Here is a 12294-nt window from a genome sequence, read left to right on the forward strand (position 1 = left end):
TTGAGTGAAAGTCATTGGAAGTGAACAATGCGTTACTTCTTATTACCAATTGAGATTCATTCATGACTGCCCCGTCCCGTTTCCTGGCCTGGCTGGTCTTTCCGTTGTTTGCTTTGTGCAGTTTCAACCTGCTGGCCGACACCGTGGAAGGCGCTCCTCAAGCTCTGCACGTGCTCGATTACATTGGCGCCGATTACCCGGCTGCGGTCGAGGCAGGCAAGGTCATCGATGAGGCCGAATACCGGGAGCAACTGGAGTTTCTCCAGGCGCTGCAAGGTTTGATCGCGGCGTTGCCGGCCAAGCCGCAAAAGGCTGAGCTGGAGCAGGGCGTCGCGACTTTGCAAACGGCCGTGACTGAGCGTCAGGACGGCGCGAGCGTGGCGCGTCAGGCGCGGCAACTGGGTGCGAAACTGGCGGTGGCGTATGAAGTCAGCCAGGCGCCGATTATCACCCCGGATCCCACGCGTGGTGAGCCGCTGTACGCCCAGCACTGCTCGGTGTGTCACGGTGACACCGGCGCTGGTGATGGCCCCGCAGGCGTCGGCCTGGAGCCGGCGCCTGCGAACCTGCGTGATGCTTCGCGCCAGGATCGCCTGAGCCTCTATGCGATTTACAGCACCCTTGGGCTGGGCGTCGAGGGCACTGACATGCCGTCTTTCGCCGATCAGCTCGACGAGCGTCAGCGTTGGGACCTGGCAACCTATATCGCCAGTTTCAGTGCCGACCCTGCGGCCGCGAAAAGCCAGAAAACCTACAACCTGGCTGACCTGGCGCGCCAGACGCCCGCCGAGGTACTGGCGGCCGAAGGCCCTGAAGCGGCGGCGACGTTCCGTGCTCAGCGTGCCCAACCACCGCAAGTCAAACGCGGTCCGGCGCAGTTGCTCGATTACACCGCGGCGACCCTCGACAAGAGCATCGCCGCGTACCGTGCCGGCGCGCACGATCAAGCCTATGACCTGTCGGTGGCGGCGTATCTGGAGGGCTTCGAACTGGTCGAAAGCTCGCTGGATAACGTCAACACCGTGGTGCGCAAAGACACTGAAAAATCCCTGATGGCTTACCGTCAGTCGTTGCAGGACGGGCTGCCGATCGAGCAAGCCGAGCAACGTCTGGCGTTTGCCAAGGCCAAGTTGAAAGAGTCAGCCGACCTGCTGGGCAGCGATGGATTGAGCTGGTCGCTGAGCTACGTATCGGGTCTGCTGATTCTGCTGCGCGAAGGGCTGGAAGCGATTCTGGTACTGGCTGCGGTGCTGGCGTTCCTGCGCAACACCGGCCAGCAATCGGCGATTCGCAGCGTCAATATTGGCTGGGGTCTGGCGCTGGTGGCGGGGCTGGCGACCTGGGCGCTGGCGGCGTACGTCATCGATGTCAGTGGTGCCCAGCGTGAACTGCTCGAAGGCTGCACCGCGCTGTTCGCCAGTGTCATGGTGCTCTGGCTTGGGGTCTGGATGCACGATCGTCGCCATGCGGCGGCCTGGCAGGATTACATCAAGAGCAGCCTGGTCAGCGGCGGCGGGCGTTTTGGTTTTGCGGCGCTGGCGTTTTTCTCGGTCTACCGCGAGCTGTTCGAAGTGGTGCTGTTTTACGAGACCCTGTGGCTGCAAGCAGGTCCGGCTGGGCATAACGCGGTATTGGCGGGTGGCGCCACGGCGTTGGTGTTGTTGATCGGTCTGGCCTGGGTGATCCTGCGCGGCTCGGCGAAACTGCCACTGGCGCTGTTTTTCGGGATCAATGCCGGATTGCTCTGCGCGCTGTCGGTGGTGTTCGCCGGGCATGGCGTCAAGGCCTTGCAGGAGGCCGGGATCTTCGGCACTCGTCCGGTGGCATTTTTTGACTTCGACTGGCTGGGGATTCACGCTGATGCCTATTCGCTGAGTGCACAGGCTGTGGCGATTCTGGCGATTATCGTGCTCTACAGCCGCAGTCGGATGGCCGAGAAGCGGCGGGTGCAGGTTTCTTAAAAGGAAATACACAATGCGTGTCTGGATCGATGCCGATGCCTGCCCTCGGGCGGCCAAGGATCTGGTGGTGAAGTTCGCCCTCAAGCGTCAGTTCGAAGTGGTGATGGTGGCCGGTCAGCCGCAGATCAAGCCGGGCCTGGCCCTGGTGAAGTTGATCGTGGTACCGAGCGGTCCAGACGCGGCCGACGATTACCTGGTGGAGCACGCGGTACCGGGTGAGTTGGTGATTTGCAGCGATGTGCCGCTGGCCGACCGTTTGGTGAAAAAGGGCGTGGCGGCGCTGGATCCTCGGGGCAAGGAGTTCGATGCGCAGAACATGGGCGATCGCCTGGCAGTGCGCAACCTGTTCACCGATCTGCGCGAACAGGGCCAGATGAGCGGCGGGCCAGCGCCGTTTGGTGATCGAGAGAAGCAGGCGTTCGCCAATGCGCTGGATCGGATCATCACTCGGCTGACCCGAAAGTCTTGAGCCTAGCAGTGAACCCTGTGGGAGCAAGCTCGCTCCCACATTAGTCAGTGTTACGCATCATTCTCATGCGTAAGCTCTAAAACCCGATCCACTAACTTATTGATCCCTGAAGCCGCTTCGCTGATCGACTGCGCGAGCATGTAGGCCGGGGTGCTGACCAGTTTACGTGCCTTGTCTTCGATGAAATCGCTGACGGCGCAATCGACATGGGTCGCGCCCATTCGGGTCATGGCGGCGGCCGTATCGGCGTCGTTGCCGACCGTGCAGGTCACGCCCGGGCCGTAGATTTTCGCCGCTAACGCCGGCGAGATGCAGATCAAACCAACCGGTTTGCCGGCTTCGGCAAAGGCTTCGGCCAGCGCCAGGACTTCAGCCTGAATGACGCAACCGGCGCCTTCGCTGGCGAAGTTGGACAGGTTCTTCGCCGCACCAAAACCGCCGGGTACGATCAACGCGTCGAAGTCTTCGGCGTTGGCTTCACGCAGGTCTTTCACTTGCCCGCGGGCAATGCGCGCCGACTCCACCAACACGTTGCGCGACTCGGGCATTTCTTCGCCCGTCAGGTGGTTGATCACCTGCAATTGCGCGATATCAGGGGCGAAGCACTGGACCTGCGCGCCGTGTTGGTCGAGGCGTAGCAGGGTAATCACGCTTTCATGGATCTCGGCGCCGTCATACACGCCACAGCCGGAAAGTATCACTGCAACTTTTTTGCTCATGGGTCTTCTCCAGATTCATGGCGTTAAATGTCCACTAATTTGTCACTCGTTGCCATAGGGTTATTTCACGGCTACACCTAGGATCTGTCATCACCATTGCGATCAGGTCGCGTCATGGACTTCATTCTGTATGCGGTACCGTTTTTCTTTGTATTGATCGCCGTCGAGCTGCTGGCGGACCGCTGGCGCGGGGTGAGTAATTATCGCCTGGCGGATGCGATCAACAGCCTCAGCACCGGCGTGTTGTCGACCACTACCGGCCTGTTGACCAAAGGTGTTGGGCTGGTGACGTACGCGTTCGCGCTGAAGCATCTGGCGTTGTTCGAGTTATCGGCCGAGAGCCTTTGGGTCTGGCTGTTTGCCTTTGTCCTTTACGACTTCTGCTACTACTGGCTGCACCGCATGGGCCATGAACGCAACATCCTCTGGGCGGCGCATTCGGTGCACCATCAAAGCGAGGACTACAACCTCTCCACGGCGTTGCGCCAGACCAGCACCGGGTTCCTGCTGAGCTGGATCTTCTACCTGCCGATGGCGGTGCTCGGCCTGCCGCTGCTGGTGTTCGTCAGCGTTGCGGCGCTGAACCTGCTGTATCAATTCTGGGTTCACACCAAACACATCCCGAAGCTCGGCGGGTTCGAATGGTTCTTCGTCACGCCGTCCAACCATCGGGCTCACCATGCGCAGAACGCGCTCTACATGGATCGCAACTACGGTGGGGTGTTCATTATCTGGGATCGGCTGTTTGGCTCGTTCCAGGAAGAGGACGACAACGAACCGGTGATTTTTGGCGTGACCACACCGTTGGCGAGCTGGAATCCGTTGTGGGCGAACGTGCAGTTCTATGCGCAGTTATGGGCCGATGCGCGACGTGCCGAGAGCCTGTGGGACAAGCTGCGGATCTGGTTCATGCGCACCGGCTGGCGGCCGGCGGACGTGGCGGCGAAGTACCCGATGAACAAGCCGGACCTGAGTCAGTTCCGCAAGTTCGAGGTGCCGCTGGACGGTCGTCAGCAATTGTATGTCGCGCTGCAATTTTGCGTGTACATCGCGCTGGGTAGCTACTTGATGAATCTCGAACGAAGCTTGCCGACCGCGGCTCTGGTGTTGGGCTGGGGGGCGGTGGCGCTGGGTTTGTTTGTGCTGGGCGTGGCCCTGGAGAATCGCCTGCAGGCGTTGAAGCTGGAGCTGTTGCGGCTGGCGCTGAACCTGCCGCTGATCTGGCTGGCGCCGCTGGCAGGGCTATGGCCGGCCAGCGCGGTGGGTTGGGTCGGCCTGCTCAGTTACAGCCTGCTCAGCGGCATCGGTCTCTACTGCTGCAGAAACCGCATCACTCGACTGGCGTCGTAGGTTCACTGGTCTTGGCCTTTTCGGCCTGCTGGACCTGTTCGTCTTCGTAGATTTGCCTGGCGAGGCGGGCATTCTTGAAGCGCCGACGCAGCCACAGGCAGAAGCCCAGCACCAGCAGGGCGCCGAGTACCCACAGCTCGTACTTCTTGACACTGCCGAGCAAACCTTCGAGCACCGCGCCGAAGTGATAGGCCGCCGCCGCCAGGGCCGTGGCCCAGATCGCCGCGCCGAGGCCGTTAAGCAGCAGGTAGCGGCCCGGCGGATAACCCGACAGGCCGATGGCCACGGGCATCACCGTGCGCAGGCCGTAGACGAAGCGAAAGCTCAGTACCCAGATGTCCGGGTGCCTGCGGATATGCTCCAGCGCCCGATCACCCATCAGATGCCAGCGTGGCTTGCGCGCCAGCAGTTTGCGGCCGTGCTTGCGCCCCAGGAAGTACCACAGCTGATCGCCGGCGTAGCTGCCGAAGAACGCCACGATCACCACCAGGTTGATGTCCATGTATCCGCGGAACGCGAGGAAGCCTGCGAGTACCAGAATGGTTTCGCCTTCGAAAAACGTGCCGAGGAAAAGGGCAAAGTAGCCGAAGTCATGCAGAAATTGTTGGAGCATTGTCTGGGTGCTGGCGAAATGAACGCGCAGCCTAACCCTTCAGGCACATTCAGGAAAGTGTCGAGATGTGTCTCGACGTGAACATTTCCTGCAAGGACAATGGTTGCGACTTCAGGTCGCAGGGGTGCACATAACTGTAATGTGTTGGTCATAATGGTCGCTTATAACTGTCACGCTCGCCCGCCAGCGCGGGCTCAGGAGTCTGCCGTGAGCTTTACCCCCGCCAACCGTTTGTTTCCTGCAACCCGCCTGCGTCGCAACCGTCGTGATGAATTTTCTCGCCGTCTGGTCCGTGAAAACGTCCTGACCACCAATGACCTGATTCTTCCGGTGTTTGTGCTGGACGGTGAAAACCGTCGCGAAGCGGTCGCCTCGATGCCAGGCGTCGAGCGTCTGACCATCGACCTGTTGCTCGAAGAAGCGGCCCGGTGGGTCGAGTTGGGCATTCCAGCCGTGGCACTGTTCCCGGTGACGCCAGCCGAACTCAAAAGCCTCGACGCGGCTGAAGCGTGGAACCCGGACGGTATTGCCCAGCGCGCCACCCGTGCCCTGCGTGCACGCTTCCCGGAGCTGGGGGTGATTACCGACGTAGCGCTGGACCCGTTCACCACCCATGGCCAGGACGGTATTCTGGATGAAGCAGGCTATGTGCAGAACGACATCACCGTCGATGCGCTGGTCAAACAGGCGTTGTCCCATGCGGCTGCCGGTGCGCAGGTGGTTGCTCCGTCGGACATGATGGATGGCCGGATCCAGGCGATCCGTGAAGCGCTGGAACTGGCCGATCACGTCAACGTGCGGATCATGGCTTACTCGGCCAAGTACGCCAGCGCCTATTACGGTCCGTTCCGCGATGCGGTCGGTTCGGCGCTGAACCTCGGCAAGGCGAACAAGGCGTCCTATCAAATGGACCCGGCCAACGGCAACGAAGCGTTGCACGAAGTGGCCAGCGACTTGTCAGAAGGCGCGGATATGGTCATGGTCAAGCCAGGCATGCCGTACCTGGATATCCTTTACCGCGTCAAAGAAGAATTTAAAGTGCCGACCTTTGTCTATCAGGTCAGCGGTGAGTATGCGATGCACATGGCAGCGATCCAGAATGGCTGGTTGAGCGAAGGGATTATTCTCGAATCCCTGACCGCTTTTAAACGTGCTGGCGCTGATGGCATCCTGACATACTTTGCCGTGCGTGCCGCTCAATTGCTACGAGAGCAACAATAGCCCTCCCAGGAACATTCGATGAATACCGAAGGACTCTCTGAAGTTGCCGTAAAAGAAGCTCAACCCGTGGTCGAGCCCGTCGTCGAAACCGAGCCTGCGCTTGCGCCTGCTCCACCCGCGGTGGTAGCCGAAGTTGCGCCGGCGGCGCCGGCAGTCGCGATTCCTGGTCTGGATGACAGCAGCCTGTACATCCATCGCGAGCTGTCGCAACTGCAGTTCAACATCCGCGTGCTGGAACAGGCGCTGGATGAGTCCTATCCCTTGCTGGAACGGCTGAAGTTTTTGCTGATCTTCTCCAGCAACCTGGACGAGTTCTTCGAGATTCGCGTTGCAGGGCTTAAAAAGCAGATCACCTTCGCCCGTGAGCAGGCCGGTGCCGATGGCCTGCAACCGCATCAGGCGCTGGCGCGCATCAGTGATCTGGTGCACGGCCACGTCGATCGCCAATACGCGATCCTCAACGACATCCTGTTGCCGGAACTGGAGAAACATCAGGTCCGCTTCATTCGCCGCCGCTACTGGACCACCAAACTCAAGACCTGGGTGCGCCGCTATTTCCGCGACGAGATCGCGCCGATCATCACCCCGATCGGTCTCGACCCAACGCACCCGTTCCCGTTGCTGGTGAACAAGAGCCTGAACTTCATCGTCGAGCTCGAAGGTATCGATGCGTTCGGTCGCGATTCCGGTCTGGCGATCATCCCGGCACCGCGTTTGCTGCCGCGTGTCATCAAGGTGCCGGAAGAGGTCGGTGGCACGGGTGACAACTATGTGTTCCTGTCGTCGATGATCCACGCTCACGCCGATGACCTGTTCCAGGGCATGAAGGTCAAGGGCTGCTATCAGTTCCGTCTGACCCGAAACGCTGACCTGGCGGTCGACACCGAAGACGTCGAAGACCTGGCCCGCGCCCTGCGCGGCGAGCTGTTCTCGCGTCGCTACGGGGACGCGGTGCGTCTGGAAGTGGCGGACACCTGCCCGAAACACCTGTCCGACTACCTGCTCAAGCAGTTCAACCTGCAAGAGACCGAGCTATATCGGGTCAACGGTCCGGTCAACCTGACGCGGCTGTTCAGCATCACCGGCCTGGACAGTCACCCAGAGCTGCAATACACGCCGTTCACCCCGCAGATCCCGAAACTGCTGCAGAACAGCGAAAACATTTTCAGCGTGATCAGCAAGCAGGACATCCTGCTGCTGCACCCGTTCGAATCGTTCACCCCGGTGGTCGACCTGCTGCGCCAGGCGGCCAAGGACCCGTTCGTGTTGGCGGTCCGTCAGACCCTCTACCGCAGCGGCGCCAACTCGGAAATCGTCGATGCCCTGGTCGATGCTGCACGTAACGGCAAAGAGGTCACTGCGGTGATCGAATTGCGTGCGCGGTTCGACGAAGAATCCAACCTGCAACTGGCCAGCCGTCTGCAAGCGGCCGGCGCGGTGGTGATCTACGGCGTGGTGGGTTTCAAGACCCACGCCAAGATGATGCTGATCCTGCGCCGCGAGGCCGGCGAGATTGTCCGTTACGCCCACTTGGGTACCGGCAACTACCACGCGGCCAACGCCCGTCTGTACACCGACTACAGCCTGCTGACCTCCGATGACGCCTTGTGCGAAGACGTCGGTAAACTGTTCAGCCAGTTGATCGGCATGGGTAAAACCCTGCGCATGAAGAAACTGCTGCACGCGCCGTTCACGCTGAAGAAGGGCATGCTCGACATGATTGCCCGCGAGACCCAGTTCGCCCTCGAGGGCAAACCGGCGCACATCATCGCCAAGTTCAACTCGCTGACCGACCCGAAGGTCATCCGCGCGCTGTACAAGGCCAGTCAGTCCGGGGTGCGGATCGATCTGATCATCCGTGGCATGTGCTGCCTGCGGCCGGGTATCGCCGGGGTTTCGCACAACATCCACGTGCGCTCGATCATTGGCCGCTTCCTGGAGCACACGCGGGTCTTCTACTTCCTCAACGGCGGTGAAGAACAGATGTTCCTGTCGAGTGCCGACTGGATGGAGCGCAATCTCGATAAGCGCGTCGAGACCTGCTTCCCGGTGGAGGGCAAGAAGCTGATTACTCGGGTCAAGAAAGAGCTGGAGCTTTACCTCACCGATAACACCCACAGCTGGAGCCTGCAGTCGGACGGCCGTTACATCCGCAACACGCCGACCGGCAACCAGAACCCGCGCAGTGCCCAGGTCACCTTGCTGGAGCGGTTGGGCAGCCCGATTCTGAGTGTTAATTAACGCGGGAGAGGGGCCGGCGTGATGCAAAAGGGCGATCCGCAAGGATCGCCCTTTTGTTTTCAGCGAACGTTAAGCACGAAGTTGACGCGGGTCAGCCATTCCGCTTCCAGCGCGAAATCGGCCTGAGTCAGCTGGTTTTCGTCCAGCCAGTTCTCCGGGAACAACACATCCAGGCTGTCGCCGTTGGCGTGCAGTGTGACCTGCGGCATCTGTTGGGTGCCGCGGATGTGGTGGAACAGAATCGCAAAGCGCAGCAACACGCACAGGCGAATCAGCTTGATGCCTTCATCGCCGAACTCGGCAAACTTGTCCTTGGGAATGTTGCGGCGGTGACCGCGTACCAGCAGCGCCAGCATCAGTTGGTCTTCACGAGAGAAACCGGCCAGATCGGAGTGTTCGATCAGGTAGGCGCCGTGCTTGTGGAATTGATAGTGGGCGATGTCCAGCCCGACTTCGTGGACTTTGGCCGCCCAGCCCAGTAACTCGCGCCAGACTCCGTCATTCAGATCCCAGTCCTCGGCCACCTGGTCGAACGCGTGAAGCGCCTTGCGTTCGACGCGATCGGCCTGTCCCACATCGACGTGGTAACGCTCCATCAGCGAGCTGAGGGTGCGTTCGCGGACGTCTTCGTGGTGATGACGGCCCAGCAGGTCGTAGAGCACGCCTTCACGCAGAGCGCCTTCACAGTGATCCATGCGTTGCAGTTCGAGTGCGTCGAAGATCGCTTCGAGAATCGCCAGACCCGCAGGGAAAATCGCCCGGCGATCCGGTTTGATGCCTTCGAAGTCGATTTTTTCGACGTCGCCGAGTTTGATCAGCTTGCGCTTGAGCCAGGACAGGCCTTCGGCGTTGACCTCGCCAGCCCCGTGGCCGCCAGCCTTCAACGCCAGACCGATGGCACGGATGGTGCCCGAGGAGCCGATGGCTTCATCCCAGGTCAGGCGGTGCAGGGCGTGTTCAATGCTCATGATCTCCAGCCGCGCCGCGGTGTACGCCTGGGCGTAGCGGGCCGGAGTGATCTTGCCGTCGCGGAAGTAGCGCTGGGTGTAGCTCACGCAGCCCATTTGCAGGCTTTCGCGCAGCAAGGGTTCGAAGCGCTGGCCAATGATGAATTCGGTACTGCCACCGCCAATGTCGGCCACCAGACGCTTGCCTGGGGTGTCGGCGAGGGTGTGGGAGACGCCAAGGTAGATCAAACGGGCTTCTTCACGACCGGAGATGACTTCTACCGGGTGGCCGAGGATTTCTTCGGCGCGACGGATGAATTCGCCGCGGTTGCGCGCCTCGCGCAGGGCGTTGGTACCGACGATCCGCACGGCGCCTTGTGGCATGCCGTTGATCAGTTGGGCAAAGCGCTTCAGGCAATCGAGCCCGCGCTGCATGGACTCTTCGCTGAGTTGGCGCTCTTCGTCGATCCCGGCGGCCAGCTGAACCTTCTCGCCAAGCCGCTCGAGAATACGGATTTCATTGTGGATGGCCTTGGCCACGACCATATGAAAGCTGTTAGAGCCCAGGTCTATAGCGGCGATCAGGGACAGATTCGTGGCTTGGGATTGAGGCATGGTTTAGAGGTCTCGGTCGATAACCCGACCATCGTGCCACGATCGACCGCTGCCGCCAACGCGTAGGCGCAGAAGATCTCTTAGCCTGCCGCCTCAACCGTGCCAATGAAATTCGCCAGCTCCGCCGTCTGCGGATTGGCAAACAACACCTTGGGGTCCCCCACCTCATGCACCTTGCCCTGGTGCATGAACACCAGTTTGTCGCCGACTTCGCGGGCGAAGCGCATTTCGTGGGTGACCATGATCAGCGTCATCCCGTCCTTGGCCAGTTGCCGGACCACGCTCAGTACTTCGTTGACCAGTTCAGGGTCCAGTGCCGAGGTGATCTCATCGCACAGCAGCACCTTGGGCGACATCGCCAGCGCCCGAGCAATGGCTACCCGCTGTTGCTGTCCGCCGGAGAGTCGATCGGGGAAGGCATCAAACTTTTCCCCCAGCCCAACTCGTTCCAGCATTTGCCGCGCCAGTTCGGCGGCCTTGGCCTTGGGCACTTTCTGCACCACTTGCGGTGCGAGCATGACGTTTTCACCCACCGTCAGGTGCGGGAACAGGTTGAACTGCTGAAATACCATGCCGACCTTCTGTCGCAAGCTGCGCAGATCGGCGCGAGCGGCGTCGAGGTACTCGCCGTCGACTTCGATCACCCCGTCGTTGATCGACTCCAGGCCGTTCAAGGTGCGCAGCAGGGTCGATTTACCCGAGCCGCTGCGACCGATGATCGCCACCACCTGGCCTTCGTCGATGCTCAGGTCGATGCCTTTGAGCACATGGTGATCGCCGTAATATTTATGCAGGGCGGAAATTCTAAGCAGAGGCATGCAGTCTCCTTTCCAGATAGCGAGCACTGAGGGACAAGGGGTAGCAGAGCAGGAAGTAACCGAGCGCGACCAGGCCGTAAACCATGAAGGGTTCGAAGGTCGCATTGGCGAGCATGCCGCCGGTTTTGGTGAGTTCGGTGAAACCGATGATCGAGGTCACCGCAGTGCCTTTGACCACCTGCACCGAGAAGCCCACGGTCGGCGCCACGGCAATGCGCAGGGCTTGCGGCAGGATCACGTAACGCAGCTGTTCAAAGGGATTGAGCGCCAGGCTCGCCGACGCTTCCCACTGGCCGTTGGCGATCGACTCGACGCAACCGCGCCAGATCTCCGCCAGGTAAGCGCTGGTAAACAGCGTCAGGGCAATCGCCGCGGCCAGCCACGGCGAAATCTCGATCCCCAGCAGCGCCACGCCGAAGAACACCAGAAACAGCTGCATCAACAACGGCGTGCCCTGGAACAGCTCGATCCAGGTGCGGGCGAAACCCTGTGGCAGGGCGTTTTTCGAGATGCGCAGGGTCATGATCAGCAAGCCGATCAGCCCGCCACCGATAAACGCCACCAGTGACAGTGCCAAGGTCCATTGCAGGCCGGTGAGCAGGTTGCGCACGATGTCCCAGAAGGTGAAATCGCTCATTGGCCACTCCTCGCGCTGCTTTTAGCGATATACCGCCGTCCGATCCAGTTCAGCAATTGGCGGATCAGCAAGGCCATGCACAGGTAGACCAGCGTGGTCAGGGCGTAGGTTTCGAAGGCGCGAAAGTTGCGCGACTGGATGAAGTTGGCGGCAAAACTCAGTTCTTCCGTGGCGATCTGCGAGCACACCGCCGAACCGAGCATGACAATGATGATCTGGCTGCTCAGGGCCGGCCAGACCTTGCCCAGCGCCGGCAGCAGAACGACATGGCGGAACGCTTCGAAACGGCTCATCGCCAACGCCGCTGCGGCTTCCAGCTGCCCGCGCGGGATCGCTTGAATGCCCGCGCGAATGATTTCCGTCGAATAGGCGCCGAGGTTGATCACCATCGCCAGCACCGCGGCCTGCCATTCGGAGATTTGCAGTCCCAGCGACGGCAAGCCGAAGAAGATGAAGAACAGCTGCACCAGAAACGGTGTGTTGCGGATCAACTCGACGTAAACCCCGAAAATCCCGGCAAACGGACGGATGTTCCACGCCCGCACCACCGCCCCCACAATTCCCAGGCTCACTCCGAGCAGCGCGCCGATGGCTGTCAGTTCAAGGGTGAACAGCGCACCGCGCAGCAACAGGTCGGTGTTTTGCACCACCGGTAAAAAGTCGAACTGATAAGCCATGATCGGGCTCCTTGTCTAAACGGCGT

The 12294-nt window shown here is 60.7% G+C and carries 11 protein-coding genes; 5 read left to right on the forward strand and 6 right to left on the reverse strand.

Going from position 1 to position 12294, the window contains the following annotated elements:
- Window positions 1-62: 62 nt before the first annotated feature.
- Together AC1RPZ_RS04865 and AC1RPZ_RS04870 are read left to right on the forward strand one after the other, a co-directional pair.
- On the forward strand, window positions 63-1961 hold the full coding sequence (locus AC1RPZ_RS04865; protein WP_493135384.1) for an FTR1 family protein: 1899 nt from the start codon (window positions 63-65) through the stop codon (window positions 1959-1961).
- 13 nt (window positions 1962-1974) lie between these two features.
- Complete coding sequence (locus AC1RPZ_RS04870; protein ID WP_401119972.1) at window positions 1975-2430, forward strand: YaiI/YqxD family protein; 456 nt, start codon at window positions 1975-1977, stop codon at window positions 2428-2430.
- Between the two features lie 50 nt (window positions 2431-2480).
- On the opposite strand, the gene elbB is transcribed toward AC1RPZ_RS04870, so the two are convergent.
- Window positions 2481-3149: an isoprenoid biosynthesis glyoxalase ElbB gene (gene elbB, locus AC1RPZ_RS04875; RefSeq protein WP_493135386.1), complete on the reverse strand. Its 669-nt coding sequence runs from the start codon at window positions 3147-3149 to the stop codon at window positions 2481-2483.
- Window positions 3150-3263: 114 nt separating this feature from the next.
- On the opposite strand from elbB, the gene AC1RPZ_RS04880 reads away from it, so the two are divergent.
- Window positions 3264-4499 carry a sterol desaturase family protein gene (locus AC1RPZ_RS04880; RefSeq protein ID WP_493135387.1) on the forward strand — a complete coding sequence of 412 codons (1236 nt, stop codon included), beginning with the start codon at window positions 3264-3266 and terminating at the stop codon, window positions 4497-4499.
- Here AC1RPZ_RS04880 and AC1RPZ_RS04885 read toward each other — a convergent pair.
- On the reverse strand, window positions 4480-5112 hold the full coding sequence (locus AC1RPZ_RS04885; RefSeq protein WP_493135389.1) for a DedA family protein: 633 nt from the start codon (window positions 5110-5112) through the stop codon (window positions 4480-4482). The genes AC1RPZ_RS04880 and AC1RPZ_RS04885 overlap by 20 nt on opposite strands.
- A 207-nt stretch (window positions 5113-5319) precedes the next feature.
- Here AC1RPZ_RS04885 and hemB point away from each other — a divergent pair, with 207 nt between their 5' ends.
- On the forward strand, window positions 5320-6333 hold the full coding sequence (gene hemB / locus AC1RPZ_RS04890) for a porphobilinogen synthase (RefSeq protein ID WP_493135391.1): 1014 nt from the start codon (window positions 5320-5322) through the stop codon (window positions 6331-6333).
- An 18-nt stretch (window positions 6334-6351) separates the two neighbouring features.
- Window positions 6352-8574 (forward strand): polyphosphate kinase 1, encoded by a 2223-nt coding sequence (ppk1, locus tag AC1RPZ_RS04895; protein WP_493135393.1) that lies wholly within the window; start codon window positions 6352-6354, stop codon window positions 8572-8574.
- Window positions 8575-8633: 59 nt separating this feature from the next.
- On the opposite strand, the gene ppx is transcribed toward ppk1, so the two are convergent.
- The 4 genes from ppx to AC1RPZ_RS04915 all read right to left on the reverse strand — a co-directional run bounded on the left by ppx (window position 8634) and on the right by AC1RPZ_RS04915 (window position 12268).
- The gene (gene ppx, locus AC1RPZ_RS04900; protein WP_493135395.1) at window positions 8634-10136 is read right to left on the reverse strand and encodes an exopolyphosphatase; all 1503 of its coding nucleotides are present in this window, start codon (window positions 10134-10136) and stop codon (window positions 8634-8636) included.
- Between the two features lie 80 nt (window positions 10137-10216).
- Window positions 10217-10954 carry an amino acid ABC transporter ATP-binding protein gene (locus AC1RPZ_RS04905; RefSeq protein ID WP_493135397.1) on the reverse strand — a complete coding sequence of 246 codons (738 nt, stop codon included), beginning with the start codon at window positions 10952-10954 and terminating at the stop codon, window positions 10217-10219.
- A complete protein-coding gene (locus tag AC1RPZ_RS04910) occupies window positions 10941-11591 on the reverse strand; it encodes an amino acid ABC transporter permease (RefSeq protein WP_493135398.1) in 651 nt (216 codons plus the stop codon). Before AC1RPZ_RS04910 ends, AC1RPZ_RS04905 begins: the two co-directional genes overlap by 14 nt.
- Window positions 11588-12268, reverse strand: coding sequence for an amino acid ABC transporter permease (locus tag AC1RPZ_RS04915; protein WP_493135401.1), 681 nt, complete (start codon window positions 12266-12268; stop codon window positions 11588-11590). Before AC1RPZ_RS04915 ends, AC1RPZ_RS04910 begins: the two co-directional genes overlap by 4 nt.
- Window positions 12269-12294 lie beyond the last annotated feature (26 nt).

This window comes from Pseudomonas sp. GW822-FHT02D10 (genome assembly GCF_058802345.1).

Excerpts from the sequence above, each read along its gene's own strand:
- AC1RPZ_RS04915 (WP_493135401.1), bottom strand. The coding sequence starts at position 12,268 with ATGGCTTATCAGTTCGACTTTTTACCGGTGGTGCAAAACACCGACCTG.
- ppx (WP_493135395.1), bottom strand. The coding sequence starts at position 10,136 with ATGCCTCAATCCCAAGCCACGAATCTGTCCCTGATCGCCGCTATAGAC.
- AC1RPZ_RS04880 (WP_493135387.1), top strand. The coding sequence starts at position 3,264 with ATGGACTTCATTCTGTATGCGGTACCGTTTTTCTTTGTATTGATCGCC.
- elbB (WP_493135386.1), bottom strand. The coding sequence starts at position 3,149 with ATGAGCAAAAAAGTTGCAGTGATACTTTCCGGCTGTGGCGTGTATGAC.
- AC1RPZ_RS04885 (WP_493135389.1), bottom strand. The coding sequence starts at position 5,112 with ATGCTCCAACAATTTCTGCATGACTTCGGCTACTTTGCCCTTTTCCTC.
- ppk1 (WP_493135393.1), top strand. The coding sequence starts at position 6,352 with ATGAATACCGAAGGACTCTCTGAAGTTGCCGTAAAAGAAGCTCAACCC.
- AC1RPZ_RS04910 (WP_493135398.1), bottom strand. The coding sequence starts at position 11,591 with ATGAGCGATTTCACCTTCTGGGACATCGTGCGCAACCTGCTCACCGGC.
- AC1RPZ_RS04865 (WP_493135384.1), top strand. The coding sequence starts at position 63 with ATGACTGCCCCGTCCCGTTTCCTGGCCTGGCTGGTCTTTCCGTTGTTT.
- AC1RPZ_RS04870 (WP_401119972.1), top strand. The coding sequence starts at position 1,975 with ATGCGTGTCTGGATCGATGCCGATGCCTGCCCTCGGGCGGCCAAGGAT.
- AC1RPZ_RS04905 (WP_493135397.1), bottom strand. The coding sequence starts at position 10,954 with ATGCCTCTGCTTAGAATTTCCGCCCTGCATAAATATTACGGCGATCAC.